At 62.7% G+C, this 22480-nt stretch carries 26 protein-coding genes; 12 read left to right on the forward strand and 14 right to left on the reverse strand.

Annotated elements, in window-relative coordinates; genetic code table 11:
- Positions 1-102: 102 nt before the first annotated feature.
- A complete protein-coding gene (locus NMAG_RS13440) occupies positions 103-615 on the forward strand; it encodes a Rieske (2Fe-2S) protein (RefSeq protein WP_004214914.1) in 513 nt (170 codons plus the stop codon).
- A gap of 44 nt (positions 616-659) precedes the next feature.
- Here NMAG_RS13440 and NMAG_RS13445 read toward each other — a convergent pair whose 3' ends face one another.
- Both NMAG_RS13445 and NMAG_RS13450 read right to left on the reverse strand, forming a co-directional pair.
- A complete protein-coding gene (locus NMAG_RS13445) occupies positions 660-1034 on the reverse strand; it encodes a DUF7344 domain-containing protein (protein ID WP_004214913.1) in 375 nt (124 codons plus the stop codon).
- Between the two features lie 604 nt (positions 1035-1638).
- On the reverse strand, positions 1639-1932 hold the full coding sequence (locus NMAG_RS13450) for a transcriptional regulator (protein WP_004214909.1): 294 nt from the start codon (positions 1930-1932) through the stop codon (positions 1639-1641).
- A 105-nt stretch (positions 1933-2037) separates the two neighbouring features.
- Between NMAG_RS13450 and NMAG_RS13455 the strand changes: the two genes are divergently transcribed.
- From NMAG_RS13455 to NMAG_RS13470, 4 genes are all read left to right on the forward strand, one after another.
- On the forward strand, positions 2038-3006 hold the full coding sequence (locus tag NMAG_RS13455; protein ID WP_004214908.1) for a sugar phosphate nucleotidyltransferase: 969 nt from the start codon (positions 2038-2040) through the stop codon (positions 3004-3006).
- Positions 3007-3177: 171 nt separating this feature from the next.
- Positions 3178-3840, forward strand: coding sequence for an NfeD family protein (locus NMAG_RS13460; RefSeq protein WP_004214907.1), 663 nt, complete (start codon positions 3178-3180; stop codon positions 3838-3840).
- A gap of 127 nt (positions 3841-3967) precedes the next feature.
- On the forward strand, positions 3968-5146 hold the full coding sequence (locus NMAG_RS13465; RefSeq protein WP_004214906.1) for an SPFH domain-containing protein: 1179 nt from the start codon (positions 3968-3970) through the stop codon (positions 5144-5146).
- A gap of 158 nt (positions 5147-5304) precedes the next feature.
- On the forward strand, positions 5305-5949 hold the full coding sequence (locus NMAG_RS13470; protein WP_004214905.1) for a winged helix-turn-helix transcriptional regulator: 645 nt from the start codon (positions 5305-5307) through the stop codon (positions 5947-5949).
- Between the two features lie 102 nt (positions 5950-6051).
- Here the strand turns inward: NMAG_RS13470 and NMAG_RS13475 are convergent, their stop codons facing one another.
- The 3 genes from NMAG_RS13475 to NMAG_RS13485 form a co-directional block, all read right to left on the reverse strand.
- On the reverse strand, positions 6052-6735 hold the full coding sequence (locus NMAG_RS13475; RefSeq protein ID WP_004214904.1) for an HAD family hydrolase: 684 nt from the start codon (positions 6733-6735) through the stop codon (positions 6052-6054).
- A gap of 181 nt (positions 6736-6916) precedes the next feature.
- Positions 6917-7138 (reverse strand): DUF7123 family protein, encoded by a 222-nt coding sequence (locus NMAG_RS13480; protein ID WP_004214903.1) that lies wholly within the window; start codon positions 7136-7138, stop codon positions 6917-6919.
- Between the two features lie 202 nt (positions 7139-7340).
- Complete coding sequence (locus tag NMAG_RS13485) at positions 7341-7913, reverse strand: DUF84 family protein (protein WP_004214902.1); 573 nt, start codon at positions 7911-7913, stop codon at positions 7341-7343.
- Positions 7914-8125: 212 nt separating this feature from the next.
- Here NMAG_RS13485 and NMAG_RS13490 point away from each other — a divergent pair, with 212 nt between their 5' ends.
- The 3 genes from NMAG_RS13490 to NMAG_RS13500 all read left to right on the forward strand — a co-directional run bounded on the left by NMAG_RS13490 (position 8126) and on the right by NMAG_RS13500 (position 10623).
- The gene (locus NMAG_RS13490; protein ID WP_004214901.1) at positions 8126-9106 is read left to right on the forward strand and encodes a transcription initiation factor IIB; all 981 of its coding nucleotides are present in this window, start codon (positions 8126-8128) and stop codon (positions 9104-9106) included.
- Between the two features lie 225 nt (positions 9107-9331).
- Positions 9332-10060, forward strand: a complete 729-nt coding sequence (locus NMAG_RS13495) for a type I 3-dehydroquinate dehydratase (protein ID WP_004214900.1) — start codon at positions 9332-9334, stop codon at positions 10058-10060.
- A gap of 104 nt (positions 10061-10164) precedes the next feature.
- On the forward strand, positions 10165-10623 hold the full coding sequence (locus NMAG_RS13500) for a DUF7575 domain-containing protein (protein ID WP_004214899.1): 459 nt from the start codon (positions 10165-10167) through the stop codon (positions 10621-10623).
- 294 nt (positions 10624-10917) lie between these two features.
- On the opposite strand, the gene NMAG_RS13505 is transcribed toward NMAG_RS13500, so the two are convergent.
- Positions 10918-12207 (reverse strand): 3-dehydroquinate synthase II, encoded by a 1290-nt coding sequence (locus NMAG_RS13505; RefSeq protein ID WP_004214898.1) that lies wholly within the window; start codon positions 12205-12207, stop codon positions 10918-10920.
- 215 nt (positions 12208-12422) lie between these two features.
- Between NMAG_RS13505 and NMAG_RS13510 the strand changes: the two genes are divergently transcribed.
- Positions 12423-13091 carry a hypothetical protein gene (locus tag NMAG_RS13510; protein WP_004214897.1) on the forward strand — a complete coding sequence of 223 codons (669 nt, stop codon included), beginning with the start codon at positions 12423-12425 and terminating at the stop codon, positions 13089-13091.
- 54 nt (positions 13092-13145) lie between these two features.
- On the opposite strand, the gene NMAG_RS13515 is transcribed toward NMAG_RS13510, so the two are convergent.
- Entirely contained in the window at positions 13146-14096 is a 951-nt protein-coding gene (locus NMAG_RS13515) for an HFX_2341 family transcriptional regulator domain-containing protein (protein WP_004214895.1), read from the reverse strand.
- 129 nt (positions 14097-14225) lie between these two features.
- Here NMAG_RS13515 and NMAG_RS13520 point away from each other — a divergent pair, with 129 nt between their 5' ends.
- Positions 14226-14927, forward strand: a complete 702-nt coding sequence (locus tag NMAG_RS13520; protein WP_012996732.1) for an HAD family hydrolase — start codon at positions 14226-14228, stop codon at positions 14925-14927.
- A gap of 48 nt (positions 14928-14975) precedes the next feature.
- Here the strand turns inward: NMAG_RS13520 and NMAG_RS13525 are convergent, their stop codons facing one another.
- Positions 14976-15587 carry a hypothetical protein gene (locus tag NMAG_RS13525; RefSeq protein ID WP_012996733.1) on the reverse strand — a complete coding sequence of 204 codons (612 nt, stop codon included), beginning with the start codon at positions 15585-15587 and terminating at the stop codon, positions 14976-14978.
- 139 nt (positions 15588-15726) lie between these two features.
- Positions 15727-16299 (reverse strand): SprT family zinc-dependent metalloprotease, encoded by a 573-nt coding sequence (locus NMAG_RS13530; RefSeq protein ID WP_004214889.1) that lies wholly within the window; start codon positions 16297-16299, stop codon positions 15727-15729.
- Between the two features lie 170 nt (positions 16300-16469).
- Here NMAG_RS13530 and NMAG_RS13535 point away from each other — a divergent pair, with 170 nt between their 5' ends.
- On the forward strand, positions 16470-17486 hold the full coding sequence (locus tag NMAG_RS13535; RefSeq protein ID WP_004214888.1) for a phosphorylase family protein: 1017 nt from the start codon (positions 16470-16472) through the stop codon (positions 17484-17486).
- A 160-nt stretch (positions 17487-17646) separates the two neighbouring features.
- On the opposite strand, the gene NMAG_RS13540 is transcribed toward NMAG_RS13535, so the two are convergent.
- Genes NMAG_RS13540 through trpC form a run of 4 tightly spaced genes read right to left on the reverse strand, consistent with a single transcriptional unit; the run spans position 17647 to position 21499 of the window.
- Positions 17647-18450 (reverse strand): 2-amino-3,7-dideoxy-D-threo-hept-6-ulosonate synthase, encoded by an 804-nt coding sequence (locus tag NMAG_RS13540; protein WP_004214886.1) that lies wholly within the window; start codon positions 18448-18450, stop codon positions 17647-17649.
- 24 nt (positions 18451-18474) lie between these two features.
- Positions 18475-19365 carry a tryptophan synthase subunit alpha gene (trpA, locus tag NMAG_RS13545; protein ID WP_004214884.1) on the reverse strand — a complete coding sequence of 297 codons (891 nt, stop codon included), beginning with the start codon at positions 19363-19365 and terminating at the stop codon, positions 18475-18477.
- Positions 19362-20633 (reverse strand): tryptophan synthase subunit beta, encoded by a 1272-nt coding sequence (trpB, locus tag NMAG_RS13550; RefSeq protein WP_012996734.1) that lies wholly within the window; start codon positions 20631-20633, stop codon positions 19362-19364. The genes trpA and trpB overlap by 4 nt, the downstream gene beginning before the upstream one ends.
- A complete protein-coding gene (trpC, locus tag NMAG_RS13555; protein WP_004214880.1) occupies positions 20630-21499 on the reverse strand; it encodes an indole-3-glycerol phosphate synthase in 870 nt (289 codons plus the stop codon). Before trpC ends, trpB begins: the two co-directional genes overlap by 4 nt.
- 105 nt (positions 21500-21604) lie before the next feature.
- Here trpC and NMAG_RS13560 point away from each other — a divergent pair, with 105 nt between their 5' ends.
- Positions 21605-22075: an MGMT family protein gene (locus tag NMAG_RS13560; RefSeq protein ID WP_004214879.1), complete on the forward strand. Its 471-nt coding sequence runs from the start codon at positions 21605-21607 to the stop codon at positions 22073-22075.
- 19 nt (positions 22076-22094) lie between these two features.
- On the opposite strand, the gene NMAG_RS13565 is transcribed toward NMAG_RS13560, so the two are convergent.
- Complete coding sequence (locus NMAG_RS13565) at positions 22095-22442, reverse strand: hypothetical protein (protein ID WP_004214876.1); 348 nt, start codon at positions 22440-22442, stop codon at positions 22095-22097.
- Positions 22443-22480: the final 38 nt, after the last annotated feature.

Consider the following 22480-nt stretch of genomic DNA (forward strand, 5'->3'; position numbering starts at 1 on the left):
TGAGCGTTGAGTGATGCACACGAGACGCCGGCGGGGCCGGCATCGCAGCGTCGTCCGACGCAGTCGAAACGTTGACCACTCGCGACTCAAAACTGCGTGGCGATGGGGATAGACGCTGCTCGACGGATTGCACCGCTTTCTGCCGTGCCGACTGACTCGACGCTCCTGTTTCGAGTTGCCGACCGAGATCAGATCGAGGAACGCAACAGTAGTGACAGCGAAAGTAACACAACGACCTGCAGCGACGGCGGTGTCGACTGCGAGGACGAACGCGAGGCAATCCTCGTCGCCACCGAAACCGACGACACTGATACCCCGACCGCCGTCTCCTGCTGGCTCAACTTCTGCCAGCACTTTACACACATCAAACTCGACAAGGGCTCGGGCGCGGCCATGCGAGACGACGAACTCATCTGCGAGAATCACGGCGCGTACTTCGAGGCCGACTCCGGACTATGCACGTACGGCCCCTGTGAGGGCGCGACGCTCGCCGCACTCGAGACGACCGTCGTCGACGGCGATGTCTATTTGACGGACGACGAGTACGAGTTCGTCGGCCGCGGTCCGGTCGAGACGGACGACGATCTGACGTCGACGTCGAACGTCGAGTTCTGAGACGATCGTCTCGCAGAAATCGCACCCGAGCGGGGTGTGAGCCGTTAGTGCTCACGAACCGCCGCCGGCCGAACGAGATCGCGCTCCTGATCGTACGCAACGAGACCCGCGTCAACGAGCCGCGGCAGATGGTCGTGATACAACGAGATATAGACGTCCGCGACGCACTCTGCAGAGAGTTCGGTTACGGGTTCGCCCGTCTCGCGAACCGCAACCTCCTCAGCAACATCGGGGAGGGTAAGCGCCTCCTCGTGGGTCGTCATGACCGAAAGGAACTGTCGACGGCGCTCGCTCGCGAGGAGATCGAACGCCGCATCGACTCCCTCCGGATCGAGGCGCTGCTCGCGCTGGTCGAACCACTCGAGTACCGCGAGAACGAACGCGGCGTGATCGGGTTCAGAGTGTGAGGTCGCAGTCATATGATGGGGGTGAGGTGGGTTGGGTCTGGGTCCGAGTCTGGGTTTGGGTCTGGATCTGGGTCCGAGTCTGGGTTTGGGTCTGGATCTGGGCCCAAGTCTGGGTTTGGGTCTGGATCTGGGTCCAAGTCTGGGTTTGGGTCTGGATCTGGGTCCAAGTCTGGTCCTGAGATCGGGTGTGGCAAGCGGTCAGTTCAGCCGCGTAGTGGCGAGTCGTGTTGTGAGTCCGTGGCTGCGTGCGGAGACAGCGGGTTATGGTATCGGTCGAGGTGAGACGCTAACCAGAGTCCGGCAGCGTGTGTGCCGAGTCAGGGGTAGCATCAGCAGTTCGAGCCAGAACCGCTGAACTGCTGAACCGCTGAACTGCTGAACTGCTGAACCGCTGAACCGGCCCGGAATCATCGTTCTGGGCTGTCACCACCTGTGAGTACGTACCGGTTTCTCGGGGTCGCGATAAATATTAGTGTCGAAACGACCTCAGTTTTGTCACGCTTTCTTACCTGTTTGTGCTGCACAATCCGACCCCTCGCAGTTCGCGGTCGGACACCGTGCGGACAGACGGAATTGCAGGGTGGCGAGCACAGATTCTGGCCGCAGGGAAACCGCCCTACTCGATGGTAAACGTTGGCTCCTCGACGGATTCGCTCTTGCAGGAGGGACACCGCGAGGGGCGATTCACGAGATCGTCGAACTCCTCGAAGCCGCAATCGCGACACCGCGGCGGAGCGACGAGTAGTTGCTCGTCGTCCGTCGCGTCGACCGACCGGGAGACGTGTTCGACGTGGCGAACCACTGCCTGTGGCGTGAGATCCAGTTCGACTGCGAGCTCGCTCGGTGTCGCCGGCTCGGCGCGCAGCGCGTCCGCAAGTCGCTGGCGCGTCGTTTCGTCGGCTTCTCGCATGAGCGGGTGTATCACCGCGACCGTTATCCGTCTACCGCTCTGCCTGCCACGACCGAGACCTGTGAAAGGGCAAGTGACTTACATCCTGCTGGTGAATCACGGTCCATGAAGGCCGTCGTCCTTGCAGGTGGCTATGCGACTCGGATGTGGCCGATCACGAAACATCGGCCCAAGATGTTCCTCCCGATCGGTGACTCGACCGTTATCGATCGTATCTTCGCCGACCTCGAGGCGGACGAGCGAATCGACGAGGTCTACGTAAGCACGAACGAGCGCTTCGCGGCCGACTTCGAGGCCCACCTCGCAGACAGCGAGTTCGAGAAGCCACAGCTCTCGGTCGAGGACACGACCGAGGAAGACGATAAGTTCGGCGTCGTCGGCGCGCTCGCGCAGTTGATCGACCGCGAGAACGTCGACGATGACCTACTGATCATTGCGGGAGACAACCTGATCAGCTTCGACGTCTCGGCGTTCGTCGATTACTTCGAGGCAAAGAACGCGCCAACGCTCGCCGCCTACGACGTTGGCTCCCGTGAAAAGGCGAAATCCTATGGACTGGTTGAACTCGAAGACGACCGCGTGGTCGACTTCCAGGAGAAACCGGACGAGCCGAATTCGACGCTGGTCTCGATCGCCTGCTATGCGTTCCCCCAGGAGTCGCTGTCGCTCCTGCCGACGTACCTCGAGGAGGGGAACAACCCCGACGAACCCGGCTGGTTCGTCCAGTGGCTCCAGAACCGCGAGCCAACGTACGCCTACACCTTCGAGGGCGCGTGGTTCGACATCGGAACACCCGAGAGTTACCTCGACGCCGTCTCCTGGCATCTCGATGGGGAGTCACTGATCGCAGACTCGGCGACACTCGAGAACACCACCATCGGCGACAACGTCCACGTGATGGAGAACGCGACACTCGAGGGGACGAACCTCGACCATGCCGTGATCTTCCCGGACGCGACGGTCCAGGACGGCGATATCCGGCGCTCGATCATCGATGAAGGAACGCATATCAAGAATCTCGATCTCGCGGGTGCGCTTATCGGTGCGCATACGACGATCACGAACGGATCGTAGTTGCACGAACGAATCGTAACTGCACAATCAGATCGTAGCTGCACCGGCTAAAACGGCGAGAGAACAGGGGAGCCAGCAACGAGAATCCGATGGCGAGAGCAGTTCGAGCTCATATTGCCGTCGCGTGAAACGCGGTAAACATTTAATCAGGGTGAGCCCTTAGCATCAGGTATGCTCGACGCCCTCTTTGGGAACGTGGCGCTTTTGCTCCTCTCGGCGGGTCTCGTACTGATGGCGCTCGAGGCCCTTTCACCGGGAGCACACCTCATCGTCATCGGGATTGCGCTGGTCGGTGCGGGCCTGATCGGTGTCTTGACCCCGGTCGGCAGTCCGTTCATTCTGGCAGGACTGACGCTCCTCATCGGTATCATCGCGGCCTACATCTACAACGAGTTCGACTTCTACGGCGGGAAGGGAACCGCCCAGACCTCAGACTCGGGCACGCTCGCTGGCTCGACGGGCTACGTCACGGAGACAGTCACGACTCGCGGCGGCGAGGTCAAACTCGACGACGGCGGCTTCGCACCGTTCTACAGCGCCCGCACGACCAGCGGCTCCATCGAAGAGGGCGAGGAAATCATCGTCCTCGACCCCGGCGGAGGGAACATTTTGACCGTCGAATCGCTCGGTGCGATCGGCGAGGACGAAATCGACCGCGCACTCGCATCGAACGCGAGCGAGGCGGAGACGGATGAAGCGACCGAGCCAGCGGACTCGGAGATGGACTCGAGTTCGAGTACGACCTCACAAGCGGGCGGTGCAGAGACACAGACGGGGAGCAATACTACCGGCAGTATCGACGAGTCGGTAACGGAGACAGAGAAGTCCGGATAACTGCTCAGTCGGAGACGAGTGAGTCGGACGAGCACGTCGCAGCGATGGTGTTTTTGCCGTGCAATTCTGTAGCAAAAATTGGTTAAACAAGGGAACATTTTTCCCGTCACCGACGCAAGGGTGAGTTATGGTCGCAGAACTGATTCCCCTACAAACCACTGGTGGCGCCGTGTTGTTCCTCGGTGCTCTCGTTCTCGTCGTGGTCGTCGCTGCACTGCTCAGCGCGATCGAGATCGTCGACGCGTACGAGAAACGTGCCCTCACCGTCTTCGGCGAGTACCGCAAGCTCCTGGAGCCGGGTATCAACTTCGTCCCGCCGTTCGTCTCGAACACATACCGGTTCGACATGCGAACGCAGACGCTGGACGTTCCCCGACAGGAAGCAATTACCCGCGACAACTCGCCTGTCACCGCCGACGCCGTCGTCTACATCAAGGTGATGGACGCGAAGAAGGCCTTCCTCGAGGTCGACAATTACAAGAAGGCGACCTCGAACCTCGCCCAGACCACCCTCCGTGCCGTGCTGGGTGACATGGAACTGGACGACACGCTCAACAAGCGCCAGGAGATCAACGCTCGCATCCGCCAGGAACTCGACGAACCCACCGACGAGTGGGGGATCCGTGTCGAGTCCGTCGAGGTCCGTGAGGTCAACCCATCGAAGGACGTCCAGCGCGCGATGGAGCAACAGACCTCCGCAGAGCGCAAACGCCGTGCCATGATTCTCGAGGCACAGGGTGAACGCCGCAGTGCCGTCGAGAAAGCAGAGGGTGAAAAGCAGAGTGAGATCATCCGAGCACAGGGTGAAAAGCAGAGCCAGATCCTCGAAGCACAGGGTGACTCCATCTCGACCGTCCTCCGTGCCCGTTCGGCCGAATCGATGGGCGAACGCGCTGTCATCGACAAAGGCATGGAGACGCTCGCCGAGATTGGCCAGGGCGAGTCCACAACCTTCGTCCTCCCACAGGAGCTCTCGTCGCTCGTCGGCCGCTACGGCAAGCACCTCTCCGGCAGCGATGTCCAGGAAGACGGCACCGAACTCGAGAGTCTCGGGTTCGACGAGGAGACGCGCGAACTGATCGGTCTCGACGATATCAGCGAGATCATCGGCGAGATCGACCAGGAAGCCGACATGGATGTCGAAGCGATGGAGCAGGAAGCCCAGGCGATCAAGGAAGGACAGGATCCCGCAGAAATCTCGGACCCTGACGAAGTCATCGAAGAGATGGATCAGGAGTTCCAGGGACAGGGCCAAACTGACGGCGGCTCACCTGTCGACGACGCCAACACCGGCAGCTCGAACTAAGTCGCGCAGTCGACCGCGGTTTTACGCTTCAGATCGCCTTTTTTGCGGGCGTATGGTGCAACTAAAGAGTGGTTGGCGTCCCTGACGCTCACGTCCTGCTGAACGAAACGGAGCGAAACCGGTTTTACGGTCGGCGTTCTTTCGGATGGTAGACAGACATGACATCGTCCGACGGGGTCGACGACGAGAAACGAGCGACCCTGCGCCGATTCGCCGCCGTCGGCGCGTCCACTCCGCTCGCCGGCCTCTCCGCGACAGCGTCAGCTGAAACCGGCGACAGCGACGCTCGCGATGCGATCACGGGCTATCTTTCGACGACACCGGGCGCGCACTTCTCGAAGATCCGAGACGACCTCCAGCTTGGGACCGGTGAAACCCAACACCACCTGCGACGACTCGAAGATGCCGACACGATCGAACGATACAGCGACGGCGACTACAAACGGTTCGTACTTGCCAACCGCTTCGACGAGTTCGAAAAGCAAGCACTCGGCTACCTCCGCCGGGACACGCCACGAGGCATGCTGGTCGAACTGCTCTCGACTCCCGACGCAACGGCGGGCGACCTCGCAGAGGCACTCTCGGTGTCCGCGCCGACGGTGAGCAAGTACGCAGGTGAACTCGAGGAGGCGGGGCTGCTCTCCCGGGAGGGCGGCTATACGGTCGAACGGCCGACGACGGTGCTGTTGCTCGTCGTTCGCCACGCGGATTCGTTCGACGAGCGCGCCACGCAGGTCGCGCGCAACGCGGATCAGTATCTGAGCTACGAGTCGGAGACCGACGCCGACCCGGACACAGTCTGAGTGTTAGTGTTTCACCGCGGGACCGCCTCAGCGCGGTCAGGTATCAGTCCCCCCTTCTATAGTAACAACTGCAACTAGTTACACACTGACTTGCAGTGGCTACTATAGTTCGTCGAGCACATCGAGCAGTTCCGAGAGGGACTCGAGTTCGTACGTCGCGTCAGCGGGGCGCTCCAGCCCGCGATTGTGCTCGCGGCGGACGAACGCGGTGTCGAGACCAGCGGCGGTGCCGGCGGTGACGTCCTTTTCGAAGTCACCGACGTAGAGGCCTCGCCGGCCGTTGTTGGTGTCGCTGTTATTCAGATCGAGTGAGGCGAGTGCGTCCTCGATGTAGTAGGGGTCTGGCTTGCGTCGGTGGTAGCCCGGGAACGTCGGGTCGCGTCCACGAACGACGTCGAACGCGAAGTCGTAGTAGTCGGCGACGAACTCGGCGGTCTGGTGGCGGTTGTTGGTGACGAGTCCAATCGTCGTACGCTCGGCGAGATCGGAGAGGACGCCGGTGTCGTCGTAGCGGCCGCGCTCGCCGGAACGGAGGCGTTCGTGAGTTCCCTCGGAGGCGTAGCGTTCCTTTCGCTTCCAGAAGTGATCAGGGTCGATTTCAAGTTCGGCACAGCGACGCTCGACTGCGTCGGTGCCGTGCCGTCTGAGGTCGCGACGTTGTTCTGGTGTCGGCGAGACGCCGAAATCGGAGAGCGCGGCGTCAGCCGCGTCGGCATACACCTGCGGTTCGGTGCGGGGACCCTCGAGAATGATCCCGTCCATGTCGAAGAGGATCGGTATCGTCATTCGTCCGTTCGTAGTTGCGCAGTGAGCCGAATAAAGGAGGGGGCAGCGACTGCGGCGTTCGCTCGCTGTGGCTGGAGCGAACAGTTCGGTAACCAACTCGAAGCAGGGCAAAATCGAGTCCAAACGCAGGACCACCACTCCGGAGCGATCGCTGGATCAAAGCCGAACTAAAACCGAAGACTCAGCAGCTAACCTTCCAGGTCGTACTCGAGGAGTAACCCCACTTCTCGATCTCGATATCGTAGTCGCCTTCCTGGAGGGCACTAATGTTCGAACCGACCTCTTTTGCCGTCATCCCGAGCTCCTGCCCGATAAGCCGGGACTTGAAGTACGTCTTCGTTGCAGCATGCTCTCGGAAGTACTGCAGGATCTGACGCTGTTTGCTCGTGAGGTCGGGGGCCATTGCGGTGCTCATACTAGCAGAAACGACGGGGCCACCCTTAGGGGGTTTGGTACGTGCAGTTAATGGGCTCCCGTCTTGCGATTTTCACACCAAGTAATCGATGAATAATCGGCTGGAAACGGGAAGTTGGTACGGCCAGTTAATGGGTTCGCTGCCCGGACTCTCAAACAACGCTGAAGGTTGGGTGGAGGACGGCCGACGATCAGTCATCGTAGTAGGCGGTGAGAAACGGACCGAACGCACACGCGACACCCGCCCCGAGTGCTCGCGTACGGTCGGTGAGCCCGTCCGTAAGAACTCCGGCAGCGCCGTTCGTCTCCGCGATGCCGGTCGTGTCGAGTACGTCGTCCATCACCGGCCCGAGCTCCTCGCCGTTCTCGAGTCGACATGCCACCTCGTCAGGGAGACGAAGCGACGGCCCGCTGCCAACCTCGAGTCGATCTCCGTCGGTGACGGCAGCCCACATGATAAGCGACAGGCCATCGACACCGTCGAAGCGGGCAACGCCGCCCTCGAGTCCGACGGCGTAGTCGGGCGCGACTGTCACCTCCTCGGTTGCACCTTCGTCAGTCCGATCGAACGCACCAGCCTCGTACGCTCGCCGGGCGCGATTTCGCGCACCTGTACTAGTCTCTGCAACCGACCAGGGCTGTTCCGGGACGCCCGAATCGACAGCCACCGGGGTGACCGTCGGTTCGAGTAACGCGTGGGACTCGAGTGTGCGTTCGACGGCATCGACCTTGACTGGGTTCGTACTCCCGACCGCAATCTCCATGTTCGACGGTGAGCGCGGTTCACACTTGGATTCGCCGGTTTGGTGTCGCGGATTTTATCGTCATTGATCATACCAGTTCCCACGAATTACGCGTTTTCGCGGGGTGTCGAAGGTGGATTCCGAAATCCTTAACCCGTGTGTCTCGGAACGAAGTAGGTAACGAATCCGTCCGGGCTTTTGCAGTCGTCTGTCCGGGCAGTATTTGCCATCGTATGAACAACGCACCATCAAACACGAGAGTACGACGTAGCGAACAGCGAACGGCCGAGGAGGAGACCGAGAGCGAGCAGAACGACCTTGCCTGCCCCGAGTGTGCGGGGAATCTCGTTGTCGACGACGAACACGGCGAAACGGTCTGTGAGGACTGTGGACTCGTCGTCGAGGAGGACTCTGTCGACCGCGGCCCCGAGTGGCGTGCATTCGACGCCGCCGAGAAAAACGAAAAGTCCCGCGTCGGTGCCCCGACGACGAACACGATGCACGACAAGGGCCTGTCGACGAACATCGACTGGCGGAACAAGGACGCCTACGGCAACTCGCTTGGCTCCCGCCAGCGCGAGAAGATGCAGCGCCTGCGCAAGTGGAACGAACGCTTCCGGACCCGCGACTCGAAGGAGCGTAACCTGAAGCAGGCACTCGGTGAAATCGACCGCATGGCCTCCGCACTCGGCCTACCAACCAACGTCCGTGAGACCGCATCTGTCATCTACCGACGCGCACTCGACGAGGATCTGCTCCCTGGGCGCTCGATCGAAGGTGTCTCGACTGCCTGTGTCTACGCTGCTGCCCGGCAGGCCGGCGTTCCCCGGTCGCTCGACGAGATCGCAGACGTCTCGCGCGTCGAGAAGAACGAAATCGCGCGTACCTACCGCTACGTCGTTCGCGAACTCGGCCTCGAAGTCCAGCCTGCAGACCCAGAGAGCTACGTGCCACGCTTTGCCTCCGGTCTCGATCTCTCCGACGAAGCCGAACACCGTGCCCGCGCACTCCTCCAGAACGCAAAAGAGAAGGGCGTCCACAGCGGCAAGTCGCCGGTCGGCCTCGCAGCCGCAGCCGTCTACGCCGCAGCCCTGCTAACCAACGAGAAGACGACCCAGGCCGCCGTTTCGGACGTTGCTGACATCTCCGAAGTGACGATTCGAAACCGCTACCACGAACTCCTCGAAGCCGAGGAGACGCTCGGACTGGCCTGAATTCGGGTTTTCTGTTCTCAGTTTTTATATCGACAACAGTATTCAACACTAGTGTCGACACTGGTTGCGCACTACTGCGATCCATACTCTAATAGCAACAACAGCACCAGTGCCAATAACAGCACCAACAGCAACACCAACACCAACACCAACACCAACACCAACACCACACAAACTGCAACAACCGACACCGTTTTTCGATCACTCACCCACCACTGCATACGAATGGGTCTCGAGTTCGAGTCGTTCACGCTCACCGCGTCGACAGCCGACCTCAGTGAGGAGCCAGCCGCACGCAGCCACGCCGATGCAATCGAGTTCCGGATGGACCTGGCCAGTGAGCCAGTCGCCGCACTCGAGTCGTACGATGCTGTGTACGAAGAGACGGCCGATGCACTTCCCGTGCTGGCGACGAACCGCGCCGTCTGGGAGGGTGGCGAGGCCGAAGACGACAAAGAGCGCCTGGACGCGCTTGGTGAGGTAACGAAACTTGACGCAGTACAGGCGATCGACATCGAACTCGCGTCGCTGCGTGATGGGACAGCCACAGCGCTTCGCGAGACGGCTGCAGCGCGCGACGTGACTGTCGTGGCCTCCGCACACGACTTCGAGGAGACACCGAGTGTCGCCGCGATGAGCGAAACGCTCACCGACGCCTGTCGGTACGGCGATGTGGGCAAACTCGCCGTGACGGCGACGGACCGAAGCGATGCGCTGGCGCTGTTGACCGTTACACACCAACTCGCACGAGAGGGGGAACAACGAGAAGGAGAACACACCATCGCCACGATGGCGATGGGCGCTGCCGGGAGCCACACACGGGCCGTCGCACCGGTGTACGGCTCGCGAATCGGCTACGCCCCGGTCAACCCGGCGAAGGCGACTGCACCGGGACAGTACGATCTCGAGACGCTGTCACGGCTGGTCTCGGAACTGGAGCCGGCAGACGACTGAGAGCGATCCGTCTCACAGCGACCGAGACGGATAGCCGAAGGACTCGAGTGAACAGCAAACAGAATCGGAATGTTAAGGAGTCGCCTCTCATATCATTACACACGATGACATGGCTTCGTGCCCTCGTTGCCGGCGGCGTCTCTCTGTTCCTCCCCGGCGTCGGCCACGCACTGATCCGTGACTGGATCCGTGCGCTCATTTTCGGCGGACTGTTCATCTCTGCAGCAGTGGTCTTTCTCCCGACCGGAGAGATCGCCGCGGCCGACTCAGTCTCCGAGAGTATGACTGCGGTCGCCGACGAGACGGATACGATTACGCAGTTCCTCTTCTCCTTTATCGCTCTGTTCGCCGCAATCGACGCGACGTTCCGCGGACTCGGCTTCCCACCGGGGTCGAACACGAACGCAGACGGTGAGGGTGGACCGTCCTGTCCGGAGTGTGGCAAGGAACTGGACGAGGACCTGACGTTCTGTCACTGGTGTACGACGCGACTCGAACCCGCGGCGGCTGAGGCGGATGCAGATGGTGCTGCAGAGCATGTTGAAGAGCCGCCTCGGCAGTGACAGCAGTAGTAGCATAGTAGTGGTATCAGTACCAACACCGGCAATACCCCGCTAATCCGGCTGATTCGGCCAATGCAACCGATCCAGCTGATTCGGCCAATACAACCGATCCAGCTGATTCGGCCAATGCAACCGATCCAGCTGATCCGCATCAGCCAGCACCACTTTTCCGGTCGCGACGTTGTTCCGTCCGCAAAACCACACTGTTCTTGACGCTGCAACCGCCGTGGACGAACCGATTTGGGTCACAACCCGGCGAACCTACTCGAGTCGGTGTCCCGAACCGAGGCTACTCTACTTTTCGATGATACTCTCCTCGACCGCTTCGCCGAAGTGACGCGCCGTATCCTCGTAGTACAACAGGAGTTCGTCACCGGCTGCGAGATCCGTGACGGCCGTTCGACCGTCGCCGGTTGCGACCTTGATCGTCTCGGCGTTCTGGAGCAGCGTCTCGATGTGGTCGCCGTCGTCGGTTTCTAAGGCCACGCGGAACATCGGTCGCTTTTCGATTTTGACTCGGCCGACGATCGCTTCGCGCGTGTTGCCGTTCGTATCGACGACCTGCACCTCGTCGCCGCTCTGCAGTTCAGAGAGGTACTTCGTCCCGCCGTCTGGCGTCCGCACGTAGGCGTGGACCGCACCCGCGTTGACCCGGAAGGGGCGTGAGGCGACGTACGGCGACTCGGCCGTCTCGGCGTGGACGAAGACGAGACCGCGACTCATCGACCCGACGAGCATCCCTTCGTCGTGCTCGAGGAGGCTCCCGGTGTCGACACACACTCGATCCGCGCTGCCGATTTGCTCGACGTCGGTCACCTCGGCGTACTGGAGGTCGAGCGATTCGCGTTCTGCCTCGTCGCGAACCTCGACCGTTCGTCTAATCTCGTCGGGGTTATCGGAATCGAGGAGGACCGCATCGGAGCCGAGCTCGAGCGTTTCGAAGGCGGTTTTGGCCTCCTCGGCGCTGGTGACGCCCGCAATGAGATCGGTCTCCTCACCGATGCGAGCGATCAGGTTCTCGAGTGGAATGATCGTCCAGTCCTCGCCGATGACGATGGTGTACTCTCCCTCCTCGGCGGCGGCTTCGGCGAACGCCTCGTACTCGGTGTCGAGGATGCGGACGTAGGCGCCGCGGTCGATGTCCTTGTCGCCGTCACGACGCAGTGTCGAGAGGTCGGCCGAACCGGAGAAGTCGTTTGGCAGGTCGATCGTCGCGTCGCCCTCGCCGTCCTTGCCGACGATGACGGCATCGGCAGCTGTGCCGTTGCCCGTCTCAGCGGAGAGTTCCACATCGAGGTTCTCGGGATCGCCGACGTTGTCGATTTCGTCGAGTTCGTCGACGCCGGTGCTTTCGGTGTCAGTGTCGTCGTCGACATCGGCTTCCGCATCGTCGACCAGCGTCACGTCGCCATCGGTTCGGAACGCAGCGACGTTGATGTCGCCGAGTTCGCGCACGCGTTCGACGTCCTTCTCGTCGACCAGTACCCAGTCCGCGCCGGCCTCGAGTGCGGCCGTGATACGGGCACGGCGGTCGTCCCAGTCGCCGACGGTGTCGTCGGCTTTGATCCAGACGGATCGTGTCATGACTCGACGGTCGAAGGGAACCGGCTTGAACGTGGCGGATCTGGCAGGCGATGTCGATGAGCGTTGTCTCATGTTGGCGGGAGCGATGGCGGCGGAAGCGTGTACTAACGATCCGTGTATCCCGGTAGTAAGATAGTACTGATAGTATCGATAGTATCGATAGTATCGATACTTTTGTAGAAGTAACTAATACTCTATCCAGACATAGTCTAACCATGGGTCAGCGCCAGTTCGAATCCGACGACGCGGACGCGACAACCACCCCAGCCGAGACGGATACCACGGATGCAACGGACGCATCCGACTCCGTCATCACGGTCGGTGAGGCCATCGACCAACTGGATGCCGACGCACTCGGCCCGGTTGCCCGTGCAGCGTTCGCCCACGCCGGTGAACTGGCAACACTCGAGTACGGTCGCCCCGCTGCCGTCCTGGGGGCAATTCGACTCGCGAGTCGGCGCAGCCGGCACGCGACACTCGAGTGTGAGCGGCTCGCGGCTGTGTTCGATGCGGACCCCGACGCGGTGTCGAGGGCCGACGCAGCTATCGCGAGTACGCTGACCCCACCCGCTGACGCATCGACGATTCGCACCCTCCGCCGGCGACTCATCGTCGTCGAGGAGTTGCTGGCCGCAGCGCGCGCTGCCGAATCGTCAGCAGTGCCCGCCCACCACACCCAGCAGTGGAGTCCGACGTTCGCTGACACAGCCCCCTGGCTACTCGGCCGTGTGGAGGCTGCTGCAACCCGCTGTGAGGACGCCGCCCCGTTCGGACTCGACGAAGATGGATTACAGGCTCACGCCGACCGACTGCGTTCGGATCTCGAGTTCGCCCGGCTCGGAACGACGCTCGCGACGCTGGTGGCACGACGCCAGACAGTGTGATTGACAACGGGAGAAGCGAGACGACAGGCGGCGTCGGTCGTGAGCTGTGACGTGCTACGAGTTGTTCTGTTGGTCCAAGTCCGAGAGTTTGTGCTTGAATGCCCGATACGCGTTGTCACCCTGCTCGGTGAGTGAGACGACTCTGCGACGGCCGACGGATTCGATCGTAACGTAACCGTCGGCTTCGAGCGGGTCCAGCACGTGCGTATCGAGGACGCGAAACGCCCCTTTGTCCTCCCCGGTTCGCTCGTCGGGCGACTGACGATCAGCCATAAACGAGAGGCCGTGGTCGCGCGCGAACTCGATGAGATCCTTCTTTTTCGGTGGTGCAGTCCGGTCGTCGTGGTAGCCGTCCCACGAGGCCGGATCGCGGAGAAATCCCATGATGGCGATCTGGTCCGCAGTCGGCGAGTCGATCGGGTACGTCGGCAGCCCGTCGACTTCGTCGATCCCGGTCGATGCCGGCTCGACCGACCCATCGTGGGCGTAGGTCTCCGGTTCGACGTAGAACGCCCGCGCGTCGGTCGAGACGTCCATACAGGCCATCGTCGCCCCGATTGCGGCGATGGTCCCGCCGCCGGAGACGTTGACCGAGACGTCGTCGGCGGCGTGCTTCGAGGCGATCGTCGTCACGGCACCGAGGACGGCGTAGACGTCCGTGAGATCGCACTCCCACGTCTGGACGTCCGGCACGATAGACTCGAGTTCGTCGCGTAACTCGTCGTGGTACGTTGCGGGTGGACCGTTGCCGTCGGTGGGAGTCGCGGTATCGGCGGGAGTTGCGGTGTCAGCGGGATCACCAGAACTGGAGCCAGCGTGATCCATGCCAGCAGTCGATTCAGGTCCCGGAACCGGCGATTCGCTCGCCTTGCCGTAATCTGTCAGCGACCCACCGTCGTGTTCGAGGAGGTAGACGAGGTCGGCGCGCTGGCGACGAATCGGTTCGACGATTCGGTCGTACTCGTAGCCCAGCGGCACGATGTGCACTCGCTTGACGACGTCCATACGCCGACAACGACCGCCTCCGAAATAACACCTATCGAATCAGTGGACTCTCACAGAGACCAACGGCCAACTCGTGTGGAGCGGATCACGACGAAACGTTCAGAACCGTCGCGTTCGTACGTACACACAATGGCAGCTTACGACGCGATTTATTTCGATCTCGACAGCACTCTCTGCGAACCCATCCAGGATCCGGACACTCTCCTCGCTGGCACGTTCGACGACGCCGGTATCGAGCCGTTCTGCACGCCCGCCGACCTCCGAGCCGCGATTCCGGACCTCCCGACGGCAGAGACCGCCCGCGAGTTCTACGAATCGCTCTTCTCGACCGTCGCCACACAGGCCGAGCCACACGTCCAGGATCGACTCGGCTCCGACGGTCCAGCGGAACTCGCCGCGGCCTACCTCGAACGCGAGGACCCGACCGCCGTCGAGTTTCGACCCGGGGCGAAGACGGCACTCGAGTTCGCTCGCGAACAGGGGCCGGTCGGCCTGATTACGAACGGCGGCCGCGAGACGCAAACGCAGAAGCTCCGCGCGCTCGACATCGAGGATGCGTTCGACGTGCGTGTCTTTACGGATCCGGCGGCCGGCATCTTTCCAAAGCCGGACACTGCACCGTTCGAGTACGCGCTTCGAGAGCTCGAGGCGACGCCGGAGACGGCGATTCACATCGGTGACTCGTTGCACGCGGATGTCGGCGGTGCGAACGCGATCGGGCTCGATTCAGCCTGGATCGAACTCGAGAATCAGGTGCAACACGGCGATCCGACGGTACACCAGCCAACGTACGAGCTTGGGACGCTAGAGTCGTTCGAGGCGATTCTCTGAGGAGATGGCTGTGGCGTGTCCGACGAGTCCTGAGTTGCAGTTTCGGACCTACTCGAGAAGGTCCGTGTGGACGACCGCGCGGTACTGGCTGTCGGTCGCGTCCTGCAGGCGAGTCAGGAGGGCGGCTGCGTCGGCGAACGAGTCGGGGAGTTCGAACGGGTCGTCTGGCTGGTCGTCGCGTTGCTTGCACAGTTTGGTGAACGCGAGTAGCCGGTCGTCGGTGCCGGGTCGGGCGTAGACGGTGGTGATGGTGTTGCTGTCGGTGTGGCTGCTAGCGTCGGTGTTGCTGTCGGTATGGCTGCTGTCATCAGCACTCTCACTGGTGCGTTCCCCAGCAGCGCCGACCTGCTCGCGCCAGTGTTCGATGACAGGCTCGACAACACGGCGCGTCTGTCGTTTCTGTTCGGCGAGGTCCGAAGCATCGATACCGGCGTCACCAAGCACGTCGTCGAAGACGTCCTGCAGTTCCTCGGTCTCCTCTTCTATGTATGGCGCGTCAGCCTCGGCCTCGATTAGTTTCTCGAAGGCGACTACCTCCTCGCGGCGGACGGCGATGGGGTAGACGAAGTCGTGTGTCTCCTTCGGAAGCGTGTACGACTGCCCCTCCACGCCCTGTTCGCCCGGCTCGGACGAGCCGAGCATTAGATCGAATAGTCCCATGTCTAGAACAGGTCCACAGCGCCGAATAAGTGTTCCGCGCTCGGTTACGTCTCACGTCTCACGTCTCATGTATCTCACGTCTCATGTGACGTGGGTGGTGGGCAACCGACAACGGGCAAGCAGACGACACAACAACACACTACCACTCATCACCCAGCGCCGCCTTCACCCCACCGTAGCCGCTCGACGACGACCACGTTCGGCCACTCTCGACGTGCTCGACCTCGTACTCGCTCCCACACACGCCGCAGCGATAGCCGTCCGGCGCACGAACCGGCTTCGACGCCTGATGGCGTTTGGCCGACCACTCGCAGTCGGTGTCGAGACAGCGCAACACGTACCGCGGCTCCGAAAACGACCGACAGTGTCGCGGCGCGTCCAGGTCGGCCGCCCGCTCGCGAAACCGCGGCCCGTGTCCTGATTCGCCAAACTGCTGGTACTCCCAGGCGTGGACGAGTTCGTGCCTGACGACCGCGGCGAACTCCGACCACTCGTAGCGCTCGTACGCCCGCCGCGCCAGCACGATCGTCGCCTCCTCGCAATTCGCCCGCCAGCGACAGAGTCCCGCCCGGCGCTTTGCCCGCGCGGAGACATCCCACTCGAGTGCGGACAGATCGAGCGTCAGGTCGCTGTCGGCGACGACTTCGCGGGCGTGGATCCGCGCCCGTGCGATGATTTCGTCGTCGATCGTGAGCTGTTCGCCGTCGGTCACGTCTAGGGGCTGGGAACGCAGACGGTGACTGAAATTCTTCCGGTCCAGAAGACGACGTTGTACACGGTTTTGCCGTCTCCGGTGGACGTGATCTGTTTCCGACCACGACCACAACCACGATCACGACTGCGGTCGGTGCGTCTTTGCCCGTTCGCTGCAACCGCCACAGCATGAACGACCTCGCAGTTCCGGAACCGCGGGAGCCGGATCCGGGCAAGTCGATCCGCCCCGCGGCGCTAGTGCTCCCAGCCGTCGCGGAACCGCCGCTAACCGAGCGCCGACCCTGGCTCGAGCGCACCGCCATCGTCGACGCTTTCTCGATCACGGGTGTGAAAACGCCAGTCTACCTGACGGCCGCCGGCGTCGCGATCACGACGACCGGCATCGGCAAGAGCGACGCGGCGACAACGGTGACGGCACTGCTCGCCTCGTCCGAAATCGACCTCTCGGCCGCCTACGTCGTCTCGGCGGGGATCGCAGGCGGACCGCCGGAACGGATCGCACTCGGATCCGTCGCCATCGCCGACGCGGTGGTCGACTGGGATCGAAAGCATCGCTGGGATCGGGCGACGGACGGGAATCACGAGACGCAGGCGGATCACGAGGCACAGGCGGATCACACGGTTCGTCCCGAACCCAACGAGGGCAGCGACGACCCTGACGCCGGGCTCGACCTCCTCGCGTACCGACCGCACGACTACGTCCACGATCTCGAGGACGCACTCGTCAATGCCGCCTGCGAGGCCGCCACCGATGTCTCGCTTCGAACGGATGCTGACGCGCAGGCGTATCAGGACCGATACCCAGGCGCGCCGGAGGCAGGTCCTGCGGTCGAGCGCGGCCCGACTGTCTGCGGCGACGAGTTCTGGCACGGCCCGCGCTACGCCCGCGAGGTCGAGTGGCTCTGTGACGCCTACGGAGTCTCACCGTACCTGACGACCCAGATGGAAGACGCCGCGACGGCAACCGCACTCGAGCGCTTCGACCTCCGCGATCGGTATCTGAGCGTGCGCGCCGTGGCGAACTACGACCGCGCAGCGCCCGGCCAGTCCGTCGAGGAGAGTTTCGACGGGAACGAGGCCAGTCTGGCGCTGGCGCTCGACAACGCGGCCCGTGTGGGCGGTGCAATCGTCGATGACCTCGTCGAAAGCGACCCACTCGAGATCAGGCCAGAAAACGGCGTTTGAGTGGCGAGTGTGGAGAGTGTGGAGAGTGTGGAGAGTGTGATGAGTGAAACGGACGTGACGAGAACGTCGAGAGCGCCAAAAGTCCGAGAAGAACAGTAACCAACCGTAGCGAGCGGTGATCGGTGATCCGAGATCCGGGTCAGTGCTCAGTTCTCAGTGCTCAGTGTTCGACTTCGAGTGCGAGACCGGCCTTTGCGAGCGCATCCTCCGTCGACAGGTCGTCGTGGACGACACCGGAGACCGCGCGGGTGATAGCCTCTGGGTTCTCGTGCTGGAAGATCGACCGGCCCATCGAGACGCCAGACCCGCCGGCGTCCATGACGCCACGGACCATCTCCACCGTCTCTCGGTCGGTGCCCTTCGAGCCGCCGGCGATGACGACCGGCAGGCGAGTTGATTCGACGACGTGCTGGAAGCTCTCGGCGTCGCCGCTGTAGCCTGTTTTCACGATATCTGCACCGACCTCTTCGGCGAGACGGACCGCGTGGCCGAGCGCCTCTGGGTCCTCGGAGTCGACGCCGGGGCCGCGAGCGTAGGCCATCGCGAGCACCGGAATCCCAAACTGACCCGCTTTTCGCGTCACGTCTGCAAGCTGGCTGGTCTGTTCGGGTTCGTAATCAGAGCCGACGTTGATGTGGAAGGAGACGGCATCAGCACCGGCACGAATCGCCTCTTCGACGGTTCCGGTCAGACGTTTATCCTGCTCGTCCGGACCGATCGTCGTCGAACCGTTGAGATGGACGATGTAGCCCTTCCCGTTCGTGTTATCGTGGACACGCGGGGCGATCCCCTTCTGCGTGAGGACGGCGTCCGCACCGCCGCGGGTGACGCCGTCGATAGTCGATTCGATATCCTTCAGTCCCTGGACGGCCCCCATCGTGAGCCCGTGGTCCATCGGGATAATTACGTACGAGTCGTCTGTGCCGATTCGATTCAGTCGTGCTGTGAGTCCTGCTGTAGTCATTGCGAGTGTATAGCAAACTTGCGGTTATGGCTGTTCTGGTTCCGGTGCTTCTTCCCGCCGCCGCTCGTGTCCGTTCCGCTGTCCCTGCTCGCCGCCGCGGCGCGCCCCCCGCTTGAGTTCGCGCGCCTTGGACTCGAGTGCATCCGCCGCGGGCGCGTCGCCGGTGCCGTGCTCGGCGATGATGTCGACGAGCGCGCTGCCGACGATGACTCCGTCCGCGCCGGCCTCGATGATTTCGGCGGCGTGGTCGCCCTCGCTGACGCCGAAGCCGACGGCCTTGGGGACATCGTACTCGGAGAGCCGAGTCAGGCTGTCGTGGGTCGCGTTCGAGACATCCGCTCGCGCGCCGGTCGTCCCGAGTCGGGCCTGAACGTAGGCGAAGCCCGAGACCTGGGACATGATTCGGTCCAGGCGCTCGCCGGCGGTCGTCGGCGCGACGATGAAGACGAGATCGAGGCCGTAGTCGTCGCAGGCGTCACGGAGCGGGTCCGCCTCCTCCGCGGGGAGGTCGGGAACGATGATCCCCGAGAGGCCCGCGTCGGCTGCTCGCTCCACGAACGGACGGACATCGGGTTCAGAGCCGTACTGGAGGATCATGTTGTAGTACGTCATCACCAGCAGCGGCGCGTCCGTCTCGAGTTCGTCCACGAGTTCGAAGAACCGCGCGGGCGTCGTCCCGGCGTCGAGCGCGCGGTTGATCGCGGCCTGGATGGTCGGGCCCTCGGCGATCGGTTCGGAAAACGGCAGTCCGAGTTCGATCAGGTCCGACCCGCCGCGGTCAAGGGCCTCGACGTATTCCTTGGTGTCCTCGAGCGAGGGGTCACCCGCCGTGATGTACGTAATGAGCGCGGGGTGGTCCTCGCGGATGGCGGCCTCAATGTCGCTGTCTATCGCCGCTGTCTGTTCACCGCTCATGTATCGAACACCTCCACGTCCGGCGCAGCGTCGAGGTCGCGTTTCTCGGTCTCCTCGAGTACCGTCTCCAGATCCTTGTCGCCGCGTCCGGAGACGTTGACGACGACGAGGTCGCCGAGTTCCGCGTGGTTTTCTTCAAGGTATCCGAGGGCATGACTCGATTCCAGCGCCGGGATAATTCCCTCGAGATTCGAGAGTCGGTGGAAGGCGTTGAGTGCAGCGTCGTCGTCGACACTTGCCGGTGTCACGCGGCCGGTGTCGACGAGGTGTGAGAGCTCCGGCCCGACGCCGGCGTAGTCAAGCCCCGCGCTCACGCTGTGAGATTCGACGATCTGGCCGTCGGTGGTCTGGAGGAGTTTCGTCATCGCGCCGTGGAGGACGCCGTCGGTGCCCGTCGAGAGCGTCGCGGAGTTGGGTGCGAGTCCCTCGTCCTGATCGATCTCGAGACTCGAGCCGCCGGCTTCGACTGCGTAGAGGTCGACACTCGAGTCCGGTACGAACTCGTGAAATGTCCCCATCGTGTTCGAGCCGCCGCCAGCGCAGGCGACGACGCTGTCGGGGAGTCGACCGGCCTGTTCCTGTATCTGGTCGCGAGCCTCGGCGCTGATGACGGACTGGAAGTCACGCACCAGCCGCGGGAACGGGTGTGGGCCGACGATAGAGCCGATGACGTAGTGGGTGCGTTCGACGGTGGTTGCCCAGTCGCGCATCGTCTCGTTGATCGCCTCCTTCAGGGTGCCGCTGCCGGCGTCGACGGGGTTGACCTCGGCACCGTTCATCCGCATCCGGTAGACGTTCGGGCGCTGGCGGTTCACGTCGGTCCGGCCCATGTAGATCTCGCAGGGCATGTCGAGGTGGGCCGCCGCCATCGCGGTGGCCGTCCCGTGCTGGCCAGCGCCGGTCTCGGCGATGATCCGCTCTTTGTCCATGTATTTCGCGAGCAGTACCTGGCCGAGCGCGTTGTTCAGCTTGTGTGCGCCGCCGTGGACGAGGTCCTCGCGCTTGAGGTAGATCTCGCGACCGTAACGCTCGCTGAGCCGATCCGCACGCTGCAGCGGCGTCGGTCGGCCGCCGAAGTCGCGCATCCGCTCGCGAAACTCGTCCATGAACCCGTCCTCGTTGTCGAGGACGTATCGCTGGTAGGCGTCCTCGAGTTCCTGCAGGGCGGGCATCAGTGCCTCCGGAACGTACTGACCGCCGTAGTCGCCGAACGTACGCTCGCGGTTCGGTTCGTCCTCGGCGGGTGGGTTTGATTCGGTTTCGCTCATGTCTGTGTGCGTGTCTCCGTCGTTGCTGTCGGTTCTGCTGCCTCCACCAGTCGTCGCGTGTTGGCCGTCACATCGCCGTCAGCGCCGTGGTCCATGATGGCGCTTCCGACCAGTAACGCGTCCGCGCCCGCGTCGCGCATCCGACGGACGTCCGCAGGAGTAGAAATCCCGCTTTCGGCGATCAGCGTGACATCGTCCGGGTCCTGTCTCGCGGTTCCACCGCTCGACTCATCGAGGCGACAGAGTCGCTTCGCGTGCGGTGCGACCGATTCGAACGTCCCCAGATCGACCTCGAGTTGCGCGAGATCTCGGTTGTTCACTCCGATGAGCGTCGCGCCGGCGTCGAGTGCGTCAGCGAGTTCCTCGCGGTCGTGAACCTCGACGAGGGGCTGGAAGCCGCGCTCACGAGCGGCCGCCACGAGGTCAGCGAGATTGTCGACGAATCGGGCAATCAAGAGGATCAGATCGGATTCGACCACGTCCAGACTCGCCTCCTCGAGGATGAAGTCCTTCCGGAGGACGGGGACGTCGACGGCCTCTCGAACCTGCCGCAGGGCGTCCGGCGAGCCGCCGAAGTGGGTTGGTTCAGTCAATACTGAGATTGCCGTTGCACCGCCTGCAACCATCGCTTCGGCCAGTTCGGCAGGGTCGTCCTCGCGCGTGCCGTCCGTCGTCGGACTCGTCGGTTTCACCTCTGCGATGACCGGTACCCGGCCGTCGTGTTCAGTCCGCGCGGCCGCGTCGGGAAACGACCGCGCATCGACATCGAGCGGTGCTCGTCCCTGGGTGCGCACCTCCCCAGCGCGCTCGGTGGCGGCTGCGAGAATGGATTGCACCGGTGGTGCGAGCTCCGTACCAGAAGTCATTGTTGTACATCAACGTACTCATTTGTACAAAAGTGTTGCGCCATCCGCCGCTGCTCACGGCGACGACCGGCGACTATTCAAGGCCGTATTCCCTACGGACCGCGTATGGAGGACGTTACGGACGCCGGGATCTACGCGCGGGAGTCGACGTATCTCGACCGGTACGTACAGCTCGGTGCCGCCAGCGGGCGTGTGCTGACCGTTTCCTTTCCAGACACACCCGAGGACGACGCCGGAACCGACCATCCAGTACTCGATCAGGTCTTCGAGTACTTAGACGGCCTCGAGCCGGTGACGTTCGACGACGTACAGGTCGCACTGACGATTCCGACCGATCAGCGCGCCGTACTCGAGCAAGTGCGGTCAATTCCCTACGGTGACCAGGTCGACGTCGCCACGCTCACACAGATGACGCCCAACCTCGACCCCGACGATCAGGACGACGTCATCCTGGTTCGGACCGCGCTCGACGAGAACCCGGCCCCAATTCTGATCCCCGACCACCGCGTCCGCGACGGGCCAAGTGCTGCACCCCCGGCTGTTGAGCAAAAACTGCGCTCGCTCGAAGAACTATAGTTGTACTGTCAGTCGACTCTTACTCTGCCGTCCACGTCACGTACAGATACAGTCCAATCCCGACGAAGACCAGCAGCGACGACACCTGATCGAGTGTCGGCGACTGCGCGAACAGCGCCCCAAACTGTGTGATCCCGCCCACGATCAGAAAGACGGCACCGCCTAACGCCGCCGAGAGCTCACCATCCGACAGATCGAACAAGACGACCCCGACACCGATCGCGATCGTCCCGAAGACGAACTCGGCGGCAAGCGACGCGATCACGTCACCAGTCATCGCACTGTAGACGACCAGCGCGAAGTAGAGGATAATTCCGAGAAAGATCGCACGATACGCTGCATCCGGTACGGCGTCACTACGACTCATACCCCATTGTCTTCGCGTAGAATTGTTACCGTTCGGAT

The sequence above is a fragment of the Natrialba magadii ATCC 43099 genome (assembly GCF_000025625.1).
GTDB lineage: Archaea > Halobacteriota > Halobacteria > Halobacteriales > Natrialbaceae > Natrialba > Natrialba magadii.

Bases quoted from the DNA above. Each gene is read 5' to 3' on its own strand.
- NMAG_RS13440 (WP_004214914.1), top strand. From the start codon at position 103: ATGGGGATAGACGCTGCTCGACGGATTGCACCGCTTTCTGCCGTGCCG.
- NMAG_RS13445 (WP_004214913.1), bottom strand. From the start codon at position 1,034: ATGACTGCGACCTCACACTCTGAACCCGATCACGCCGCGTTCGTTCTC.
- NMAG_RS13450 (WP_004214909.1), bottom strand. From the start codon at position 1,932: ATGCGAGAAGCCGACGAAACGACGCGCCAGCGACTTGCGGACGCGCTG.
- NMAG_RS13455 (WP_004214908.1), top strand. From the start codon at position 2,038: ATGAAGGCCGTCGTCCTTGCAGGTGGCTATGCGACTCGGATGTGGCCG.
- NMAG_RS13460 (WP_004214907.1), top strand. From the start codon at position 3,178: ATGCTCGACGCCCTCTTTGGGAACGTGGCGCTTTTGCTCCTCTCGGCG.
- NMAG_RS13465 (WP_004214906.1), top strand. From the start codon at position 3,968: ATGGTCGCAGAACTGATTCCCCTACAAACCACTGGTGGCGCCGTGTTG.
- NMAG_RS13470 (WP_004214905.1), top strand. From the start codon at position 5,305: ATGACATCGTCCGACGGGGTCGACGACGAGAAACGAGCGACCCTGCGC.
- NMAG_RS13475 (WP_004214904.1), bottom strand. From the start codon at position 6,735: ATGACGATACCGATCCTCTTCGACATGGACGGGATCATTCTCGAGGGT.
- NMAG_RS13480 (WP_004214903.1), bottom strand. From the start codon at position 7,138: ATGGCCCCCGACCTCACGAGCAAACAGCGTCAGATCCTGCAGTACTTC.
- NMAG_RS13485 (WP_004214902.1), bottom strand. From the start codon at position 7,913: ATGGAGATTGCGGTCGGGAGTACGAACCCAGTCAAGGTCGATGCCGTC.
- NMAG_RS13490 (WP_004214901.1), top strand. From the start codon at position 8,126: ATGAACAACGCACCATCAAACACGAGAGTACGACGTAGCGAACAGCGA.
- NMAG_RS13495 (WP_004214900.1), top strand. From the start codon at position 9,332: ATGGGTCTCGAGTTCGAGTCGTTCACGCTCACCGCGTCGACAGCCGAC.
- NMAG_RS13500 (WP_004214899.1), top strand. From the start codon at position 10,165: ATGACATGGCTTCGTGCCCTCGTTGCCGGCGGCGTCTCTCTGTTCCTC.
- NMAG_RS13505 (WP_004214898.1), bottom strand. From the start codon at position 12,207: ATGACACGATCCGTCTGGATCAAAGCCGACGACACCGTCGGCGACTGG.
- NMAG_RS13510 (WP_004214897.1), top strand. From the start codon at position 12,423: ATGGGTCAGCGCCAGTTCGAATCCGACGACGCGGACGCGACAACCACC.
- NMAG_RS13515 (WP_004214895.1), bottom strand. From the start codon at position 14,096: ATGGACGTCGTCAAGCGAGTGCACATCGTGCCGCTGGGCTACGAGTAC.
- NMAG_RS13520 (WP_012996732.1), top strand. From the start codon at position 14,226: ATGGCAGCTTACGACGCGATTTATTTCGATCTCGACAGCACTCTCTGC.
- NMAG_RS13525 (WP_012996733.1), bottom strand. From the start codon at position 15,587: ATGGGACTATTCGATCTAATGCTCGGCTCGTCCGAGCCGGGCGAACAG.
- NMAG_RS13535 (WP_004214888.1), top strand. From the start codon at position 16,470: ATGAACGACCTCGCAGTTCCGGAACCGCGGGAGCCGGATCCGGGCAAG.
- NMAG_RS13540 (WP_004214886.1), bottom strand. From the start codon at position 18,450: ATGACTACAGCAGGACTCACAGCACGACTGAATCGAATCGGCACAGAC.
- trpA (WP_004214884.1), bottom strand. From the start codon at position 19,365: ATGAGCGGTGAACAGACAGCGGCGATAGACAGCGACATTGAGGCCGCC.
- trpB (WP_012996734.1), bottom strand. From the start codon at position 20,633: ATGAGCGAAACCGAATCAAACCCACCCGCCGAGGACGAACCGAACCGC.
- trpC (WP_004214880.1), bottom strand. From the start codon at position 21,499: ATGACTTCTGGTACGGAGCTCGCACCACCGGTGCAATCCATTCTCGCA.
- NMAG_RS13560 (WP_004214879.1), top strand. From the start codon at position 21,605: ATGGAGGACGTTACGGACGCCGGGATCTACGCGCGGGAGTCGACGTAT.
- NMAG_RS13565 (WP_004214876.1), bottom strand. From the start codon at position 22,442: ATGAGTCGTAGTGACGCCGTACCGGATGCAGCGTATCGTGCGATCTTT.